Genomic DNA, 20,626 nt, shown 5'->3' with positions numbered 1-20,626 from the left:
TTCGCGACAGTGTTCCGGGAACAACCTAAAAGAGAGGCAATACTACGGCTGCTCAGCGATTGATGGTGAAGGCGAAGAATTTCTTTGTGCTTGGTCATAGGGTACCTCCTCGAGTTTGTTACACCTTAGTGTACAGCTCTATCGTACTCCATAAAAACACAAATGGCTCTCCGTTGCGAAATGGTTGCTCTACACGAGCGAAATCATGGCTCTCATTCACCGTACTCGTGGCTTATTTAGACCGTTATATTCAGCAACCACAACTACAAATGAATTTATACATTTCTATCACCTCATAGATTATTATATGAAGTGTCATAACTCTTATTCGCAAATCTAATAATTTTTATCGACATATTTCCACTTACTGCCTGTTTTGAGATGAATTCATAGCTGTCAAAGGACATTTTCCATTTTCCTTTTTTACTGAATTCTCTTTGAGGGAACATATCTACTGTGGACTTTCGTATGTGGGAAGATATCAGTTCCTTTATCCGATTTGAAAAAATGCCTCCGACAAGTTGGAATCATGTTTGTCCCGAAAAACTTGTCTACTCAGTTTTTATTCCAGCAAAGAATGTATTACTTTAACAATGGTCAATCCGTAATCAACAAAGAAGCTTTTTTGTTCTTCCGAATAGGTTTTTCTTTCCGATATTGCATCATCTGTGGCATGCCTAAAACAATGCATTTTCTTTCTATAGCTTGTTACTACATCGTTAGAAATATAATCAAAACAAATCGTAGAATAATCAAGTGTAAGAAACTTACCGTTCTTCTTTAATAAACTTTCTATTAAATTTGCTATCTCTGCAAGTTTTTCATCTGTACTCATATTATTGAATGATGCTTGTCGGTTTGATATCTCAATAAACTTTTGATTGATTGAATCATCTATATCAACATAGGTTGATTTCTGTTCAAATGTCAACCTTGCAACAAATGTTCTTCTGACAGCATATCGAACAGTCCCATTATCATCATCTCCCTCTGCAATAATTCTGTTCCTAATTTCTCCATAAGTAAAGTCACTAGGTGCAACAGGTGGTCGTGCCAATAATCTAGGAAATTCTTTTATCACATATCCTACTTTGTATAAATAATACGATATGAGATAAAACCAACATTTATTTTCACTACCAGAAAAATCTACATCTGGCTGGCATAATTCCCTAAACTTTGTTATCGCTTCCTCTGCATCATACACCTCAAATTCATAATCCTCTACTTCCGTATAACCACTAAATATATTGTAAACATTATTAACGTTCTCAATCGAATCGTAAAAACGATAATGATATTCATCCTTTTGTATATTTTGGAAGTAAAAATCTTTTAAATCCATACTGTCACTCCAATTCTTTTGATCAATTTCGTAATGCATCTTCAGATAATCATCACTACAAATTCTAATTTATAAAGTTACTCGGGCTCATTACCGCACTTTATTTCATCACCATCTGGTAAAGTCCAAAGCTCGATGATACAAGCATTATCCTTAAACAAGATATTGTATTGCTAAAGCAATTAGTGATAAACACCGATTAAAAAGATAATCGTAGTAGCGGATATCGGTGATATCAATCTTATTAGTTTCATGATGACGAATGCGGTATTTATTTCCTATATCTGTCAAGGTCTTAAATTCAGCATTAAATAGATCTACAAACTTATCATTCCCGTTTGCCATATCATTCACTATTTTTTCTGATGGGATGTCAACACTTTAATGGACAGAAAGTTAAGCGACACTCAGAGAGGACAGGTGAAGGTAGTGTTTCAGCCACCCCGCCGGACTCATGTACCCAAGACGTTTCTGGATTCGTCTGGCGTTATAGAATCCCTCAATATAGGCAAATATCGCTTCGCGCGCTTCTTGCCTTGTTCTAAATGATCTCCAGTGAACCGCTTCTTTCTTCAGATTTGCGAAGAAGCTTTCGCTCCATGCGTTATCGCCAGGCTTCCCTACTCTTGAAAAGCTTTGACGGATATTTGCCGAGGTAAAAGGGCTCTCACCATGTCACTGGTGTACTGACTGCCTCGATCCGAATGGAAGATGCAGTCTACTGGTAGCGTATATCGCCCTAACGCTTGTCTAATTGTTTCCGCTACGAGTTCGGCTTTCATGTGATCTGACAACTTGTGCGCAAGCACAAGCCCACTGACGACGTCCCGAACCTGACAAAGGTATGCAAACCCCTCAGCAGTCCGAACATAGCTGATATCACTGGAAAGCACCTGGAAGGGTGCTGTGATTTCCAGATCCTTCACCAGGTTTTTGTAGTCATCGCCCCGAGCCTTACGGCTGTCGGTCAAGGATCGCTGTCTTCTTTGGCAATGTATAGACTTCAGCCCCAACTCCTCCATCATCATTCGGACACGCTTATAGGAAGCTTTAAAGCCCCGTTTCCGCAGTTCCCCACCCACGCGATCGGGGCCATAGGTTCCGTTGCTCTCCTTAAAGATTTTTTTGATTTCGTCAGCATAGGTCTTTTCCTTTTTCGCCTTGTCATCCTTCCGCTTCTTCCAGGCACAGTATCCACTTCTGGAGATTTTCATGAACCTAACCCACTTTGCGGCTGAATACTCCGGATGGCTCTCGATAAAGCCATAGATTACTTTTGGTTTTTCGCAAAGTAGGCCGCTGCTTTTTTTAACATGTCGCGCTCCATTTTAAGCTCAGCATTTTCGAGCTGAAGAGCTCGATTTTCTTCTTCGAGCGTGGCATATCGAGTCTTATTGCCATCTGGACCGTACTTCTGACGCCATCGATACAGAACCGCTTCACCAACACCTAAATCACTGGCAATTTCCCGTATCGTTTTAACGCTGGCGTAACTCAGTTTAACGGCATTCTTTTTAAATTCCTCATCATACCGTTTTCTCTTCCCAGACATGGTTTTCGACTCCTTTCGGCCTTTTTGTCTATCTTACCATTCTGTCCGAAATTTTAACACAGACCCGTGACCTGAATTCAGCAACGACATCGTTGTGACAACAACATTGCTTTTGCTAAGTAAATCTTCCAGTTCAGCTGTATCTTTCGGTGAAGACATAAGGCAACCTAATATGGGGTTACAAAAAGAGTCATTAACTGCTCCTATTTCACGCAATTTTCCGAGAGCGCAAAAGCGATTTATTGTCTGTTTTCGTAATAGGTCGCTTGGCACAACAACGCAAGTCTTTCCTTGGCATTCCGATACTACGGTAGCAATCATAACTTCCGTTTTTCCTGTCCCTGTCGGCATTACAACTGTTGCGGCGGAAGTAGATACCGTCCAGTGTGACTTGATAGCAAACACAGCTCCCAATTGCGCAGAACGGAATCCAACTTCGCCTTCAGATTTACTTTCAGGAAAGCTGAAACGGTTAGCTAACCATGACGAGAAAACATCGTTAACGCTATCCCAATCCGAACCTTTCGGGGCGTGTGCGATGAAGTTTTTATCGCCAATTTTTTGTTTATCAAAATCCATTAATCAGCCCTCCCTAAAAGCAGCATCATTTTATCTATAGTGTTTCCATCACCGTGAGTAGGCTCGAATAACTGTCCACATCGTGGTACTTAACGCCGGTTGTTGAAATCTCGTTGAACAACTTCTTGGCACAAGAGATCTTTGCCTGTTCAATCGGGCGGAGCTCAAGGCTGTCCATTGTACCTTTTGTTTCGGCGACGAAAAAGATATGTTTCACTGCGCCTTTCTTGAATGAAATTGCCCAGTCCGGGGAGTAATTGCCAACGGGCGTAGGGATATAGAATCCACGTGGTCCCCTTGGCAACTTGGCGTAAACAATTACTTCGTCGGCAACGTCCAAGTCCTCGGCAAAACGACGCTCCACGCTGTTAGTTGCAGATCCATCCGTAAATATATAGTCCTGAATGGCATGCTTTGCCTTGAATGCTTTTGAATACTCATCCGAGGAGCGGCGCAATGTAAGTCTTTGTGCGATATGCCATTATATATTCCTCCATTTCTATATATGGTGACTACTCGTCAAATCCAAACGACCGCACCCGCAGCGTCCTGCAATTCTCGGAAACCGTCCGTACAGTCCGCGGCGACATGCCTTCTGGCGATGTGACGTTCAATTCAAGTGACACTTCCACCTGCGCTCCATCCACTGAAGTCAGATGGTTAATAACTTCTTCAACCAGTCGCTGAACATCACGCCCTATTCGAGTCGTGTCAAGCTGAGCTGACATAAAGAAGTGTGTGTTCTTTGGAGCCTCTGGTGTGGGTGTTTCGCGGATGGAAGATGCTCCAGTACCACTGTTTTCAGGTTGTCGATAGGTTGTCGATGAACCACCATCATCACCTGCACTTGCAGGGAATCTAGTTCCGCCTCCTGCCTGTGCCGCTTCAGCCTGGCACTTTGCTGCCTCTTCGGCAAGCTGTTTTTGAGCCACATTGACCTTAACCAGATAACCGGAACGTTCGACGATTCCGACATATTGGTTGAATTTCAAGTCGATATAGCGAGTTCCATCGAAACCTGATGCAATGGCAAAATACTCTGTGGAGTGCAAGCCATTACGGATCGCTTCCTCCAGCACCTGTTCACCTGCAAGCCGGGGAAGGTAGCAATAGGTGCAGAGGTATTCCCAAAGTTTCTTAATGGCAATATTATCCGATTCTCGCCACAACACATTATCCAATTCCATAAGGAGTAGTGCTGGAGCCCACTGGGTGATTATCGCCTCGTTCTGGAGCATCTTCTTGGCGGCTTTCGAGATGATGCTGTCATTGCCACCGCTAATACGGATTGTATCCCACACAATTGTCTTCATATCTGCGCTTTTATCGATGTACGGAACAAGCAACCAACAATATGCCTCCTTGATCCTCGCATCTACTGTTTCATTGCTTCGGCGTAAGTTATTGTCGGTTTCTCGGTTCTGTGCCGCATCTAGGTTCAAATCCTCACTGTCGTCTTTAATGGACTTCCACGCAAGATATATGCGAACCGCTTGTTTCAGAGACGACATCAGGTCTTGATCAGGTGCGATGAATGCGATCATATTCCTATAGATACGTGGCGTGTTCCCGCGATTGTTCAAAATATCAGAGACGGCGGTCATTGCGCTGTTGTTCTGGTTCGATGCCTTATATTCGTCAACGGGACGCAAAATAACAAGGCGGGCAGCTTGGTCGTCCGGTACGTCGAGAGAGGATGCGGGGCAAATATGAATGCCTGCAAAAGGCGGTTCTTTACGAAGTCCACGCAACCGAGTCTCAATTTCATATTCCACATCCGAGGCCGATACCTGAGTAGCACGATCTTCCACAGTTTTGCGGAGAGTAGGACGTGTATCATACCAAAAGCGATCTCCAGAAGGATTTGTGTATAGGTAGGCAAGTGAAGATGTCAGCGTATTCAGCGCATCATTAAAGTTTGCGATATTCTCACCAGGCTGAACCACACCGAGGCGGATTCGCGATGCCTCAACACCGCGCACATTTTGACTGCGAACAGTCGGTGCGCTGCCAAGCATAACAGTTCTTGCTACGCGGCGAGCCGCCAGTTTTCCACCGTAACGCGGGTTGGACTGGTCTTTTTGATACGGGATAGAATTTTTGCCGTCAACCTCTCGATCAACGAGCGCATTCCAGCCTTCGGAAAGATGCCGAGTCAATTCGTCGCGTACGTTTGGCACATCGAGTGGAACGGAACCGGGCATAATCATTAAACTTGCATCGTTACCCATCCACAGCTCATGAATGACCGCCGCCATCAGACGGAGAACGCCGCGCGTCCGTTGGAAGCGCTCCAACGTCGCCCAATCCTCGTATAACCTATCGAACACTTCTGGGTGGATGGGGTAGCACGAGATCATCCGCTCTCTGTATTCCACTTCGCGGGCTTCGAGCGGAAAGTCGCTCTGATTCTCATTATACATCTGGCTGAATTTAGAGCACACCGCGTCACGCCCGTCAGGATTTTTGCAGTCAAGAAACAGACGACGGCGTACAACTTCAAAGCCCTCGTTGGCAGCGACTGGTTTCCAAATAGACTCCATACGCCCGAATGTATGCTCGATCGTTTCAAGTGCAATTTTCCCAGCCTCACCACCGATTTCGATATCTGATTCGGGGATAGATGCGACTACGAGGCTATTCCTGCTTGCCCTTGCCGCTTCGGTTACTTCCTGAATAAACGAAATGAAGTTATCGAACGTGCCCGCAGGCAGACCATTCGCACCATAAATCTTCTTGGCATAGGCAACCAACTCATCCATTAGAATTAGACAAGGCGCAGCGGCATCAAATAAATTTTTCAATGCCTCCGAGCCTGGGGATACTCCCTTTTTGTCTGCCTCTTTCACAAAATCGTACAAACTTGTATTGCCCGCTGATTCTGCAAGCTGCGCCGCCATCTCGCCCCATAGGGTGTTTATTGTGATACCTGGCATATTGTTTGGACGCTTGCTCTTGGTAGGATCAAGTGCAGTCCCGACCAAAACCGCTACATTCGCTTTCGGCAGAGCAGTAACATCCGCACGTTTTAGTACAGGTTTCATATTTGGAATTTTATCGATGGAAACCCTTCCGCGCATCATATGGTAAAGAGCAAGCATACTGTGAGTTTTACCACCACCGAACGCTGTCTTTAACTGGATAACAGGTTCTCCATCCTTGCCACAAACACGGCGAAGCGACTGCTCCAATAAGCCAGTCATACCCTCAGTGACATATGTACGGGCAAAGAACTCCACTGGATCGCGGTACTCATATGCACCTTCGCCACGAGCGACCTGCGCAAGATCGGCCGCAAACTCAGCGTTTTTATACCGTCCTTGTGCCACATCAGGATGCGGTTCGATAATGTCGCGCCAGCTGGGAAGCCCGCTGATTGGCGTTGCATTCAGAATGCCAATATTCTTCTGTTTCGTTCCTGCTGAGGGAGCAGAGGATGCTTCGGTCACAGTAGTGGAACCGCTCGCTGAACCATAGCGGGACGAACGCAGAAGCTCGCGTATTTCCTCCGCACCTTCGGGATCAATCTGCTCCACAAGTCGCGACATTGTATCGAGGGCACGCCAAGTATCATCTGCTGTAAAATCCTCGCCGCCAAGGTGCGCTAACTTATTACGTACGCCAACCAGTTCTTTTGCCCATGTACGGTGGTCGATAGATAGTTTCTTACGAAACACCCTCTGCCAGTGCAAATCGAACAGCAGGAGGCAGCGAGCAATATCGAGGGAATCAACTTGCTTCGCCCAATCACCGGAAGATGGCAGATCGCGCTTTTGTTCATCATAGAGAACATTCATTACGCCATCTGCCCACCAATTATCCCCAAACTCATTTCCCAGTTCGCGAGCGATATATGGAGCAAACGCCCCAAGCAGAATCCGAAAACCCTGCGATACCTGCGTGTGATTGTTATCCATAGCTGTACCCTCCTATTATTTATTGATTTCTACGTCAAATAGACTCATCTGTTCTGCGTTCTTAAGCTGCGCTTGTAATTCTGCTGCCTTGGATTGTACGTCCGGCCATGCGATGACGAGCGAGTTATATGCATACGCTTCCCCGGCCCAACCCTTGCGCTCCGCTATCGTGAATAATCGATAAGCTAAAGCCTTGGCGTGATCTGGTTCAGATGTAAAGATTTCTGCAACGATCTTCGCTGCTCCAGCAATGCCATCTTTCTCCAACGCACGAGTGAGCTGCTGTGTGAGTAGCCAGATTATTCCGTCGTCAAGACGGTTCTTTGTTCGAGAAGATGGCGTCATACCGATTTCATCTCGAGTGAGCAAGTGTACCATACCCTTTTCAGCATACAGGATATTCGCGCCGCACAGTTTATCGATTGATGTATTTTTTGCCCTCGCTAAAACATCGGCCTCACCGAACTTCATATCGTTGAAGGCGTATTGAGTGTATAGGTCAACGCAGAAGCGGCTGTCGCGGTCAAGTTCACCGTCCTGCTCGGTAAAATAATGGTCAAGTTCCTGATTGATTATTTGTAGCGCTGAGCGGACGCTCATCGGTGTTCCATCCGCTTCCAGCACCTTGCTAAACCGTGAGTAAACGCCCATGCCGGGGCCTATTGCCGACTGAGCCAAGTCCACTGGTGCGATGTTACTCGCCTGTAACTTCTGCAAAGCAGGTTTTAGTTCCTTCTTCAGTGTATTTATGAAATCGCGACGGGTGCAAATCGGCGCATCGGCGGGGCGCTTACGACAGACGAGGACGATAGAAGACGCAAGAGCATTAGTGTTCATGCTGATAGCCCGATATGCTTGCTCTGAACGCATTGGCCATGTTCCTGTTATGGTGAATCCCGATTGAATAATCGCAGAAAGCATAGTTTCCCAACCAGTCGATGCAGTATTATTGTTGTCGTCACTTTCGCTCTGCTTATAGGCATAGTAAACAGTTGTAGGAATGTCATCTCGAACATATGTGTTAATTCGAGTAAATGTCTTTAGCATTCCATCCTCAAAAAAGCGATATGCTTTCTCCCGACTTCCATCAAATCTGTATGCTGAAGCAATAAGTTCCTCTACCTTTGGTACAAGCATTGTACGAAACAAGTCAGGAAACTCATTCTTAAGATTGTTGCGCAACCATATATAGAAGAAGTCAGATAAATCTGCATAACCAATATTGTCGTAGTACGGTGGATCAGTGGAAACCATAATGTTACGCAAACCATTATCGGTTTGTGCATCGTGCTGCGTTACAAAACCCTGCTCGCCAACAATAGGAAGAGTAACAATGCACTTGGCAATAAACGCTGTAATCGTAGTGAAGCCGCCAACGGAATCAGCTAGAACATTCACCTCAGGGTAGTCCCATGTCATTGGAATTGCTTGCTTGCTGAATAAATTCATTGCCTTCTCGTTAGTTACCGCCCAACGAGAAACAGATGTTGAGAAATCAGCCATTCTATCGACTGCGAAAGCTAAATAGACGCCTACAGCGTTTGCATACTCTTTGCTTCCCCCATCTTCAATAATTTTTTCTTGTGCCTCTGCAACGAGGTCGCTAAAGGTTGTTAGCGCAATAAGCTGCCTGTTTGTAAAAAGTTCATGCCAGCTGGTATATCCGTATCCACGTCCGCTAACAAGGTCGGCACATTTAGTGTTCATATCAGCTTCAGGATACCACTCAGGCATTTTGCATTTTGCAACATCGATTTGCTCCTTAGTTGGAGATATATATTGTTTGCCGCCACTGCCTTCAGCGACAATTGCCATTAATTGCACACTTGCTCGCTTCGCCACAAATTCACCACGGATATACTCTCCAGTAGCTGTTTCGCCACAGGCAATACACTTAAACTTTCCACGCGCGATTTTAGGCGAGTCAGGCGCTTTTTTGCTGTACTTGACTTCATATTTGATATTACTATTCTGAACTATTGGTTCAATGTGCGCTTCTCGGCCTTTCTTTTTAGATAGCTCAAACGTACTGGCAAGTGGCATCTCAATACCACAAGCTGGATTGGGGCATTTGACCGTTCTCGCCCAAATCCAAGCGATAACAGTATGCTCATGCCCACGTTCGTCCTTCACTTTCGGATAAAGGTGACCGATGCGCTCAAAGGCTTCCTTTTTCATCCACTCGCCATAATAGCTTACATCCTCGGAAAGACCACTTGCTCCAGTCCAAATATTGTCCATTAGACGGTTTGAATCGGGATTAACCGGAGGTTGCCCTGTGAACTTCGGCGGGATCTCGATCATTGCTTTGTTTATCATGACGGCGACTGGGTTTAAGTCGCTAGCGTGTGCCTCAAGACCGAGCCGTTGCGCTTCAAGCGGGATTGCGCCGCCGCCAGCAAACGGATCAAGCAGAGCTGGCGGGTTTCCACCTGTGGATTTCATTATCTCGGTTTTCGCCTCGGCAAGGACTTCCTCGTTGTTAGAGTTCTCCCACTTTACAAGCCGCTCTAGTATGCCGAAAAGACGCTGCCGCTCGGCGTTCTGCGCTTCTTCGGTCGGGAACTGCTCCGGCAGACTCGATGGGTCGTCCACAAGGCTCGACCAGATGACTGCCCGCGCCGCTGCAAGCGGACGCCTTGCCCACCATAAATGAATCCCACGTGGATGAGGCCCGATACCCGGCATTTTTTCGTAAGCACAAGCATTATTGATCGCTTCAAGTGGTAGAGCCACTTCGATAAGTTTTTTCTTATATTCCATATCTTTAACCTCGCTCTAATATGATTTCTGAACCGCCAACCAGCTCCATGATGTCATAGTTCACACTTGTCGCTGCAAAATCCGGCCGTTCACGGAATGGCTTTTTTAGATAGACTGTTTTTGTTGCTGAACTATCTACTTCCACGACTGCCAATATATATTCATCCGGCTTATTGAATGCCGTGAGTATCTCATTTTTACTGACGGTCACGGTATCTGCGCCTTTCGCTCGGCCCTTGACTTCAATAAAGCGAAGCGTTGTACCGTCGGAAACTCGCATTGTTTGCGGAATCTGCGATTCTACATCATAGCCAACTTTCGCCGCACTCACATCACGGGGAATGAAACCTAGAGATGCTTCGATATCCATGACGGCTCGCATGGCGGCGAGCTCTACTTCACGTCTCGCTACAGCATCGGCAGTGAATATATCAAGTCTTCCAGTTAGCTGGTTTAGAAGTCCACGTGGTATTACAATCGCCCCACCGACAATCACAGGAGGCATTGCAGAAATAAGTTTTTCCTTCTCCAGTTCGGATAGACGCTTCTGCATTCGGGCTTCCAATTCTTCCGCGCGGCGAGCTGCCATCTGGGAGTTCTGTTTTGCATTGGTTTTTCCTGCTGCTTCTTTCATTTTCAGATCAGCACTGCGAAAGTCCCAGTACTGTATCTCGGCAGTCAGCCGCTCTTTCACAGCCTTGGCAGTTTTGTCGATGAGCTTAGTTTTGCGTTCCCGCACCTCTGCAACATGGGCAGGGATGACTTCTGAAATAGCATAGCCAACCGCGATGTCTTCCACATTTGTTCGAAGCCACTGCTGGCTATTCAGGAACTCTCGGACAGCAGCGTGCTCATCCAAACTTGCAGCTCGGTAGTCAAGATACGGAGCGTATCCGGCGTTTGTTGCTGAACCATCTTCTTTTATCTCAACAAAATGAATGTGCTTTGAAATGACGCGCTTACTGCCACTTGGTAGAATCACGCTATCCTGCACTGAATCCTCGACGTAGAATAGTAGCCGCGCGTCCGTGCTAAAATCTGTATCGTCAACAAACACAGCGCCGCGTTTCAGAACATCAACATTTCGCTCACGGATTAGGTCGATGGTTGCCTCTAAAAGTGGGTGCCCCGGTGCAATCAATGCAGCTTGCGGCAGCCCTTGCATGTTGCAATAGGACTTATCGAAGCATATGCGCTCATATCGCCCAAGTACCGGCTCTCCGAATCCGATTTGCATATCGCGGTTGCGGACGGCAAACGGTACGTTGGTTATCTCATAACGCCCTTTTTCACGCGGTCGAATTTTACCGCCAACACTCTGGAAAGCCTCTAAAAAGAATGACTCAATAAAATGCGGCTGCAACTTGTGTGCTTCCATTCTCTCCATATCTTCACGGATTGCCATTACACGATTTACATCCATCGTATCTTCAGTGAGTGCATGTTCATCAAGAAGCCGCTCCAGCGCTTCGCGGTCAAGGGAATGGTCTACTACTTCATATAGACGCCGCCGAACGTCCTCCTGGTTGTTGTAACGTACAGCTTCAATAAGGAGTTCCCGTAAGGATTTATTATTGAAGGTTAGTTTCCCGAGTACGTCAAAAACCTTGCCTTTAAGCGCTTCACGTTCCTGTTCCAGCTTTTCAAAGAGTCGCTGGAATACCATACCCTCACGGGTTTCTTGAGAAACAAGATTCCACAGGTGACATACTTCGGTCTGCCCAATTCGGTGAATACGTCCGAAACGTTGTTCAAGTCGATTTGGATTCCAAGGCAGGTCATAGTTAACCATCAAGTGGGCACGCTGCAAGTTGATACCTTCACCTGCTGCGTCGGTAGCAATGAGTATACGTACTTCCTTGTCCTGCTTGAACAGTTCCTCTACCTTTCGCCGTTCGTCGCGAAGCATACCACCATGTATGTTGACAACAGCTTCCTCTCTTCCAAGTAGAGAGCGGATTTTATCCGTCAGGTAACGGAGTGTATCGCGATGTTCGGTAAAGATTATTAATTTTTCGCGCATACCATCTGCACCAAACATGTTCCCATTGTCCTGAAGTAATTGGGAGAGTTCGTCCCATTTACGGTCTTCGCCGCTCTGCCTCACGTCATTTGCCATACGCTCCAGTTTTTTCAGCGTGGCGATTTCCGCTTCCAGCTCCGCTATAGTCTGAGCGGCAGTGGCTTGGTCGACAACCTTTTCCTCTGTATCTTCCAGTTCAGATGACGGCAAATCGTCGTCATCGTAATCATCATAATTTGGAACAGTATATTCAGCCGCACGTTTTCCGAGCCGTTCTTCAGCAAGGCGATTCTCTAATCGTTCACGGCGACGTTTCAAAGATTGATATATTGCTTCCGGTGAAGAAGCCAATCGACGCTGCAATATCGTCAATGCAAACCCGACAGTAGTTTTGCGTTCGTTATTCAGTTGATCAGCACGGTTAAATTCCTCCTGTACATAATCTGTTACAGCAGAATACAATGCTGCCTCTTTCGGTGACAGGTCATAGTTTACCGTGTAAGCCATACGTTCAGGGAACAGAGGCGTACCATCAAACTTCAACAAGTCCTCTTTCACGAGCCGGCGCATAACATCTGAAACATCCACAGCCTGATTACCGCTTCGGGCTACACCCTCGAAGCGGTCTTGGTCAATGAGCGACATAAATAGCTGAAAATCCTCTTCTTTGCCGTTGTGTGGTGTTGCGGTCAATAGCAGAAAATGTCTTGTTATCGAGGATAATAATCTTCCCAGCTGAAACCGTTTTGTATATTTAACTTCGCCGCCCCAAACAGTCGCCGACATCTTGTGTGCTTCATCGCAGACAATCAAATCCCAATCTGTAACACTAAGTTTTTCTTGAATTTGTTCGTTACGGGCTAACTTATCTAGACGGACTATACACAGGTTCATCTCTGCGAATACATTTCCCGTAATCGCCGACTCGATGCGATCATTGGTTAGGATTTCAAATCGCAAGTTAAACTTACGATAGAGCTCGTCCTGCCACTGCTCTGCTAAATTGCCAGGTGAAACAATCATACAGCGCTTCAAGTCACCTCGAACGAGTAGTTCTTTAAGAAATAATCCTGTCATAATGGTCTTACCTGCACCAGGATCGTCCGCAAGAATGTAACGGAGCGGCAAGCGTGAGAGCATCTCTTGATAAACTGCCGAGATCTGGTGCGGCAAAGGCTCAATTGCAGATGTATGAACTGCAAGGTATGGGTCAAATATATGAGCGAGGTTGATGCGGTAGGCTTCCGATGTTAGTCGGAGCAGATTCGCGTCTGCATCAAAGCTCCATGGCAGGCTGCTATCAGCTACATTTAGTCGTTCCTCATCTTCCCTATAAAGTATCTGTTCAGCCACATTTCCACTGGCGTTCCTAAACGTAACTGTCATAGCATTTGTGCCGTGCCATTTTACCGCAACAACACTTACAGGTGATCCACCCGCTATGCCGGTTACGCTTGTGCCAATAGTGATATCTTCAAGTCGAGCCATAGGCTCAATCCTCCTTTTTCTCTGGCTCAATCTCCATAATGTCAGCGATATCGCATTCAAGAGCCTTACATATTTTGAGTAGAACATCAGTTGTTATATTTTCGCCTTTGCCTAATTTGGCGATAGAAGCTGTACTAATTCCGGAAACACGCTTCAAATCCCGTTTGTTCATTTTTTTATCAATAAGTAGCTTCCATAATTTATTGTAACTTATGGCCATTATAATGCCTCCTCCCGGGTCTTCTAATTGCGTACGCCATCCAAGAAACCATAGCGACCATCCTCTTCATCCATTGTGAACCGAACTACATTAGCGCTGCCGTAATCCAACTCAGGTATATCGTTCTCAACAATGATAATCTGACCATAGTTTTGGTTTTGAAGGAGATAGCGGAATAGCGAGGCCTTCATACTGTCAGTTGCTTTCTCAGTCCCACGCTCCTTTAGGGATAGTATTGGTGAATCAACAATCAACATTTTTGGTGCATATTTTCCATGCAATGACAGATGTTTCATAAAGGTGAAGGCGAGTATAGTGTTAAGAAACGCCCGAAATCCTTTGCCTTCATTTTCTTTTTTACACCCATTAACAACAATGTCGAAACTGTCGAGAGAAAACCTTGCTGATAGAAGATACTCATAGTTACATGCTTTGAGCATTTCGACCAAATAGTTGTTAATTCTTTCTAAGAACTCACTTCCGAAGTGCTCCTTGGGCTTATACTTCAAATCTGACTCATCTTCTTTTTCATATTCAGCTAAGTCAGTGTTCATATTGCTGGCGAATTTCTGCAAAACATCAATTTCATTTTGAATTTTAAGCACAGTGCGGTAATCTTCTAATGCTTTTCTTAGGGTGGTAGCTTGAGGTGCAAGCTCATTATCGATTAATGCAAGAACACCTGAATTTTCCTCACGCAACTGCAAGAGATGAAGTTCTAGGGTTTCAGACTCAGCAGCAACTTGCTTTTCTACCTCATTAAGATCTCTTAGTTGAGATACAATGCGCTTCAATTCCTCTCTGGAGGCTTCAATATAGGATTCGTGCTCGTGTTCCGGCAGGTTGCTGTCGCAAAACGGGCATTTTTTATTTTCCGGAAGCTCACCAGCATGCATTTCCCCCTCAACAATAAAGGTCAGCCGTTTGATGTCTGAATTATATTGACTTCTTAATGATTTGTATCTGTCACTAAGAAATACGCATTCTTCCAACTTGGCGCTGATAGAGTAGATTTGCTCAAGCAATTGTCGGCTCCTTTGAGATGCCTGAGCAATCCTCATTTCTGTGTTTTCAATCTGATTGATAATCAATTGCATTTCATGATTAACATCCACATCTTCTATTGAATGAAGCGTGTCACTGAGTTCTCTATATCTCTCAGACAATGATGAAAGCTCTTTATTTATATAGTCCTTTACAGCCCTTTTCTTCGCCTTACGTATCTCGGGTTTTTCTTGTGGGATAAATTCATTGAAATCAGCACCTCTCAGAAAGAACAAAAAGGCAGATAGAGGCGCAGTCGGTACAGAAAACCCTGCATGCTTAATAATTGATGGCTTCTGAAACACATTATCTTCTTTAATTAGAAAAGTGTGTAAGAACGTACGCCAGGTTAAAGCCTTGGCTTCGAACCGCTCATTGGTAATGACTTTGTGTTCTCCTTGAATTGCAATAAGTGATAGCCAGAGATCACTTAATTTAAGTTCCTTATTTCGTCCACCATAGTCTCCGCTTTCGATGTTTGGCACGTTACTTGATACACGAACAATATTTCTTCCAAGCTGACGTTCTAGTCTTATCTTTTGATCTTTCTCGTTCGCAACAACCATTGATATAGTGTCGTAACCGATGGTCTCACTAAATGGTTTAGTACCACTGCCAAACATAAAATCGATGCATTCGATAATATAACTTTTTCCAGTATTCGAGGGTCCGCAGATAATATTTAGACCTGCTTCGAATTCAATGACTGAGTCCGTTTTCCCTTTGCCGGAGGCAACGATCTTCTTTATATAAAAATTAGCCATTTCTTCCTCCTAACTGCAATGATCCAACAGAATTTCTTCCTACAAAGGAAATCAGTTCACGCTCCGTTTTTTCTGAAATAAAAGATATTACACTCTTTACAGTTTTCCTATATTCGCGAGCATAGCCACTCTTAAGTGATAATGCATAACGAATACCGGTTTCGTTAGCAACATATCGAAAACCGCCTTTGCCTTCGGAAACAGACACAAGTCCATCTAAAACGAGTGATCGCAAAGCTTTTATTACGAGGCTTCTTCGTGCTGTAAATTCACTGAAACCATAGCTGTTATCACCATGCAAGTTTTCATCTGAAATCCCAAAATTTTTACCGTAACCAGTAATAAAGTCGGTAATGGCTATTGTATCTGCTGTTTTGGGTTCTTCATCAGCTGCCAAAATTAGCATAACGCGTAAAGATACTTCAAAAGTTGTATTAAAAACTTTATCTACCATTTTTCACCCATCCTTTAATTCTGCCATCGTTGACAAGGATGTGGCATACTCCTTTTTTCTGGCTATTACCAATCCAATCAGTATCTCTCACCAGCCAACACCTATCGATACGGATTTTGGAGGCTTGTATCATGACTTCACCTAGGCGACGAAATCCATGTGCGAAGTCCTGTTCCCAAACATCAATAATGCCATCGAATGTTTCGTCTTTTAATACTTCAAATTGATCGGGATCAGCGTCACCATAGGCCTCGCGTATTCCTCGTCTTACACTTTCAGCAGAAAAAAAGTCTTTTCTATGACGGTTAAAGTTATCGGTATACCCTGGATAAGATGCAAGGTCTTCTCTATCGAATCCCACCATATTTTCGGCATCTCCATAAGCAGCTAATAACTCAGTTATGTATGGGATTTCCTGTATTTCCACCTCGTCAGGAGGGCTTAATTGGACTAATGGTTTAAAACGCCTTACTGGAGTAACCTTCGCTTGTGTTGGTATAAGTTCTTCTGATGTTTCAGTTGATGATCTAAACTTCGCGCGATCTGCTTTTTTTCTAGAGCATTCCTTTAATACCTGTTCTAATAGGTCGGCGCATCTTTGGGGGACATCTAAGTCGGAAACAAAAATCCCATTATCATTTAGAGCCATCGCAATTCCTGAAAGAGCATCAGTTGGCAACAGCTCAAGGTAGTCCACAAATTTACTTTTATCTAAAAGTCCGAGAATAATGGAAGCATTTTTCTGACTGATTGGACGGCCTCCGCTAAAGTAGTTTTCCAAGTTCCTCGGAACAAGCGAAACCAGCGGATTATATTCATTGTAACCTTCATCATCAGATGCATTTTCCATGATGTTATCAATAAGCGAAACGACGAAATCAGAGTTTTTCTGCCCTTGTCCGCAATATGGATAAAGCAAATTTGCCAATTCGCTAAACGTCATAGAAATCACCTCCCCCAATAAATGTTCGCAAGTGTTCGCGTAAGTTCGTATCTGTACGGTTCCTCATCTCAACTCCAAATATAATTTAAAGTGTCAAGGACAAGAAATGTTGATCAACCAAAGCTTGATCATATCTATCTACTTTGGTTGAAGGTGCGCAAATACCAATACATGTTAATTATATATCTGCGCACTGCGTTTATCAACAACAATTTTACGAACGCAAAAATTATGTTTGGAGGTAAAAGATGAACGAGGTACGAAATCCAGAAAATAGGCTTGTATACTGTGTTGATGAAAACGCAAAAGCTGTAGAACGACTTGAAAAAGGCTGGATAACAAGAATTGAGTTTAAATCCGACGGTACATTAGAAATTACACATCGCAAAAAGTCTGTTGCATAAATGGAATAACTAAATAACTAAATCCGCGAGACCGCAAGACGGCAGTCGGAATACCTAAAAAAGGTGTTCGACTGCCGTCTTTCTATGTCTTCCGGATATTAAGCGGCTCTCGCGGATTTCAAAAATTTGAAATTCAAAGGAGCCATTTTATGTCAAACAATGCAAATCAGAATCAATCTAACGAACGCAAAATCTACCTCAAGGACCTGCACCAGTGGGTGTCTGTCAGCAAAACCGACTATAACAACTATTACCGTGACATCAATGCTTATCGTCGCAGGCAACAGGAGCACGGCCGCTGTGTCTGCCCAGCAAACAAACGCTACCTCTGCGATATGGACTGCTGGACCTGCCGTTTTCACAAGGCTGGCGATGAACTATCACTTGATTACACCGTGACCGACGACGACGGAAATGAAAAGAGTTGGCTCGATGACTTGGCAGACGATACTCCAGGTGCTCAGTCAATCCTAGAGGATCGCGAACTGCTTGATACCCTTATCTACAAATTGGACGAGCTCGATCCAGACGGCCGCCGCATCTGTGAACTTCTGCTTCAGGAAAAGTCCGAACGAGAGATTGCTTCCATCATGGGCATTACTCGGCAATCCACTATCAACTATAAAAAGAAAAAAGCATTCGACGCTTTGCGGGAGCTACTACGCGACTACATCTGATGCCGCATCCAACCTTCTCCGGCTGCCAAAACTGGTGGCCGGAGAAAATCTTTTTTCCTGATTTTCGTTCAAACCGCATTCTCACCTCCATTGGGTAGTGGAAAGAGCAAAACGACAATCGCTCCTTCCAAGGAGGTGAAACGAATGCATAAGGCACAGACAAGACCACGGAGCTGCGCTGCAGATGATGAACTCGTAGATGTTCTCACTGCAATCAGCGTTGTATCCATGCGGTTGGCAAGAAAACTGACCTTGCTTGCCGGACAAAGCCAATCCAAGGAAGGAGGAAAAGCAAATGAGCAAAATGAGCGACATGGCCATGACCATCGAAGAACTGCACAGAGCCGCTGCAGCTATTAACGAAGCTGCAAACTGGCTGGCGGAGCAGTTTAGTAGCAATGAACCAACGCCGGAACCTACACCCACCGAGCCGGTACTTACTTTGGAAGCGGTCAGAGCAGTTCTCGCAAACAAATCCCGCGCTGGCTTCACCGTTCAGATTCGCTCTCTGCTCCAGAAGTACGGTGCCGATAAGCTGTCCGGTATTGACCCGGCCAACTACAAGGCACTGCTTGCAGATGTGGAGGGACTGAACGATGCCAGCTAAAGGACACGCTCTTCTCTCAGCATCCAGCTCCGAACGCTGGCTCCGTTGTCCGCCCTCGGCTCGGCTCTGTGAGAGCTACGACGATAAGGGCAGCAATTACGCTGCCGAAGGCACAGACGCTCACGAGCTTTGTGAGTACAAACTCCGCCGGGCACTTGGCATGGAGGCAAAGGACCCCACTGAAAACCTCACATGGTTCAACGAAGAAATGGCCGACTGCGCTTCTGGCTACGCCACCTATATTCTCGAACAGGTAGAAGCAGCCAAGCAAAACTGTGCTGACCCGGTCGTCCTGATTGAGCAGCGTGTGGACTTCTCTCGCTGGGTAGAGTCCGGCTTCGGCACAGCGGACTGCATCATTATTGCGGATGGTACCTTGCAGATATGCGACTACAAACATGGGCTTGGCGTTCTCGTAAGCGCGGAAAAGAATCCTCAGATGCAGTGTTACGCCCTTGGTGCCCTGGAGCTGTTTGACGGAATCTACGACATCGACACCGTTCGCATGACCATTTATCAACCACGCCGCGATAACGTCAGCACCTACGAGCTCTCAAAAGATGAGCTATACCTCTGGGCGGACGAGGTGCTCAAGCCCACAGCCGATCTTGCTTTTGCCGGTGACGGTAACTTTTTCTGCGGTGAATGGTGCGGTTTCTGCAAGGCAAAGTACGACTGCCGAGCCAGAGCCGATGCCAACCTAGAGCTTGCACGCTATGACTTCAAGCTACCGCCGCTACTTACTGATGAGGAGGTCGAAGAAATCCTTACCCGCGTCGATGACCTTGTCGCATGGGCCACGGACATCAAGGAATACGCCCTGCAGCAGGCTATCAGCGGTAAGGAATGGAACGGTTGGAAGCTGGTCGAAGGCCGCTCCAATCGCAAATACACCAATGAAACAGCAGTCGCCAACACAGTAAGCAGCGCAGGTTATGACCCTTATGACCACAAGGTCCTCGGCGTCACTGCCATGCAAAAGCTGCTCGGTAAATCCCGTTTTGACGAACTACTCGCGGCCTACATCGAAAAGCCGCAGGGCAAACCCACACTTGTACCGGAAAGCGACAAACGCCCGGTCATGAACACAGCCAAAAATGATTTTATGGAGGAAAACGATTATGAATAACAACACCAATAAAGCCAACAACCCAATGAAGGTTATCACTGGACCCGACACCCGCTGGAGCTATGCAAACGTCTGGGAAGCCAAGAGCATCAACGGCGGCACTCCGAAGTTCTCTGTTTCACTAATTGTTCCGAAGTCCGACACCAAGACCGTAGCCAAGATCAAGGCGGCTATTGAAGCTGCTTACCACGAAGGCGAAGCCAAGCTCAAAGGTAGTGGCAAGTCCGTGCCACCGATGGCGGCAATCAAAACTCCGCTCAGAGATGGCGACAGTGAACGCCCCGACGATCCCGCGTACGCCAATGCATACTTCATCAACGCCAATTCAGCTACCGCTCCCGGCATCGTGGATGCTGACCGTAATCCGATTCTCATCCGCTCTGAGGTGTACTCCGGCGTATATGGCAGAGCCAGCATCAGCTTCTATGCCTTCAACTCCAACGGCAACAAGGGCATCGCATGCGGTCTAAACAACCTACAGAAGATGCGCGACGGCGAGCCTCTCGGTGGAAAGGTTAGTGCCGAGTCCGATTTCGCAACAGACGATGATGACGACTTTTTGTCTTAAGAAAGGACGGTAAACCAATGACAACGATTTTACTAAACATCCTTTTAGGATTGTACTCAGCTCTCTGTGTCACGTTCCTGGTCTCAATGGTTCAGAGCATTAGAAGCGATCGCAAGAGGGCAAGACGCGACGAAGAGCGCGAAGCTCGT

Annotated in this window: 14 protein-coding genes and 2 pseudogenes; 5 read left to right on the top strand and 11 right to left on the bottom strand. The window is 45.8% G+C overall.

All coding sequences use genetic code 11. The annotated features are described in order from the left end of the window. Positions 1-562 precede the first annotated feature (562 nt). The 11 genes and pseudogenes from KCG48_RS13095 to KCG48_RS13045 form a co-directional block, all read right to left on the bottom strand. Complete coding sequence (locus tag KCG48_RS13095; protein ID WP_211802650.1) at positions 563-1,345, bottom strand: hypothetical protein; 783 nt, start codon at positions 1,343-1,345, stop codon at positions 563-565. A gap of 396 nt (positions 1,346-1,741) precedes the next feature. Continuing rightward, a pseudogene (locus KCG48_RS13090) lies at positions 1,742-2,897 on the bottom strand (IS3 family transposase). A gap of 33 nt (positions 2,898-2,930) precedes the next feature. Continuing rightward, entirely contained in the window at positions 2,931-3,476 is a 546-nt protein-coding gene (locus KCG48_RS13085) for a DEAD/DEAH box helicase family protein (RefSeq protein ID WP_211802649.1), read from the bottom strand. A gap of 34 nt (positions 3,477-3,510) precedes the next feature. Next, positions 3,511-3,909: pseudogene (locus KCG48_RS13080) on the bottom strand (restriction endonuclease); the annotation flags it as partial. Between the two features lie 79 nt (positions 3,910-3,988). Beyond that, positions 3,989-7,393 (bottom strand): DUF499 domain-containing protein, encoded by a 3,405-nt coding sequence (locus KCG48_RS13075; protein ID WP_211802648.1) that lies wholly within the window; start codon positions 7,391-7,393, stop codon positions 3,989-3,991. A 15-nt stretch (positions 7,394-7,408) separates the two neighbouring features. After that, a complete protein-coding gene (locus tag KCG48_RS13070) occupies positions 7,409-10,156 on the bottom strand; it encodes a DUF1156 domain-containing protein (protein ID WP_211802647.1) in 2,748 nt (915 codons plus the stop codon). 4 nt (positions 10,157-10,160) lie between these two features. Further along, positions 10,161-13,667 (bottom strand): helicase-related protein, encoded by a 3,507-nt coding sequence (locus KCG48_RS13065; RefSeq protein WP_211802646.1) that lies wholly within the window; start codon positions 13,665-13,667, stop codon positions 10,161-10,163. A 4-nt stretch (positions 13,668-13,671) separates the two neighbouring features. Further along, positions 13,672-13,887: a helix-turn-helix domain-containing protein gene (locus tag KCG48_RS13060; RefSeq protein WP_211802645.1), complete on the bottom strand. Its 216-nt coding sequence runs from the start codon at positions 13,885-13,887 to the stop codon at positions 13,672-13,674. Positions 13,888-13,910: 23 nt separating this feature from the next. Further along, positions 13,911-15,695, bottom strand: a complete 1,785-nt coding sequence (locus KCG48_RS13055; RefSeq protein WP_211802644.1) for an AAA family ATPase — start codon at positions 15,693-15,695, stop codon at positions 13,911-13,913. Continuing rightward, the gene (locus KCG48_RS13050) at positions 15,688-16,149 is read right to left on the bottom strand and encodes an ABC-three component system middle component 2 (RefSeq protein ID WP_211802643.1); all 462 of its coding nucleotides are present in this window, start codon (positions 16,147-16,149) and stop codon (positions 15,688-15,690) included. The genes KCG48_RS13055 and KCG48_RS13050 overlap by 8 nt, the downstream gene beginning before the upstream one ends. Next, a complete protein-coding gene (locus tag KCG48_RS13045; RefSeq protein ID WP_211802642.1) occupies positions 16,139-17,092 on the bottom strand; it encodes an ABC-three component system protein in 954 nt (317 codons plus the stop codon). Before KCG48_RS13045 ends, KCG48_RS13050 begins: the two co-directional genes overlap by 11 nt. A 248-nt stretch (positions 17,093-17,340) precedes the next feature. Here KCG48_RS13045 and KCG48_RS13040 point away from each other — a divergent pair, with 248 nt between their 5' ends. From KCG48_RS13040 to KCG48_RS13020, 5 genes are all read left to right on the top strand, one after another. Beyond that, positions 17,341-17,496: a hypothetical protein gene (locus KCG48_RS13040; protein WP_211802641.1), complete on the top strand. Its 156-nt coding sequence runs from the start codon at positions 17,341-17,343 to the stop codon at positions 17,494-17,496. A 149-nt stretch (positions 17,497-17,645) separates the two neighbouring features. Then, positions 17,646-18,173: an RNA polymerase sigma factor gene (locus tag KCG48_RS13035; RefSeq protein ID WP_211802640.1), complete on the top strand. Its 528-nt coding sequence runs from the start codon at positions 17,646-17,648 to the stop codon at positions 18,171-18,173. A gap of 295 nt (positions 18,174-18,468) precedes the next feature. Next, entirely contained in the window at positions 18,469-18,780 is a 312-nt protein-coding gene (locus KCG48_RS13030) for a DNA ligase (RefSeq protein WP_211802639.1), read from the top strand. Then, the gene (locus KCG48_RS13025) at positions 18,770-19,909 is read left to right on the top strand and encodes a DUF2800 domain-containing protein (RefSeq protein ID WP_211802638.1); all 1,140 of its coding nucleotides are present in this window, start codon (positions 18,770-18,772) and stop codon (positions 19,907-19,909) included. Before KCG48_RS13030 ends, KCG48_RS13025 begins: the two co-directional genes overlap by 11 nt. Next, the gene (locus KCG48_RS13020; protein WP_211802637.1) at positions 19,902-20,477 is read left to right on the top strand and encodes a DUF2815 family protein; all 576 of its coding nucleotides are present in this window, start codon (positions 19,902-19,904) and stop codon (positions 20,475-20,477) included. Before KCG48_RS13025 ends, KCG48_RS13020 begins: the two co-directional genes overlap by 8 nt. Positions 20,478-20,626 lie beyond the last annotated feature (149 nt).

Origin of the sequence: Proteiniclasticum sediminis (assembly GCF_018128025.1) — a bacterium.
GTDB lineage: Bacteria > Bacillota > Clostridia > Clostridiales > Clostridiaceae > Proteiniclasticum > Proteiniclasticum sediminis.
The sequence above is the reverse complement of the archived record's forward strand: the minus strand, read 5'-3'. Positions and strand labels throughout refer to the sequence as shown.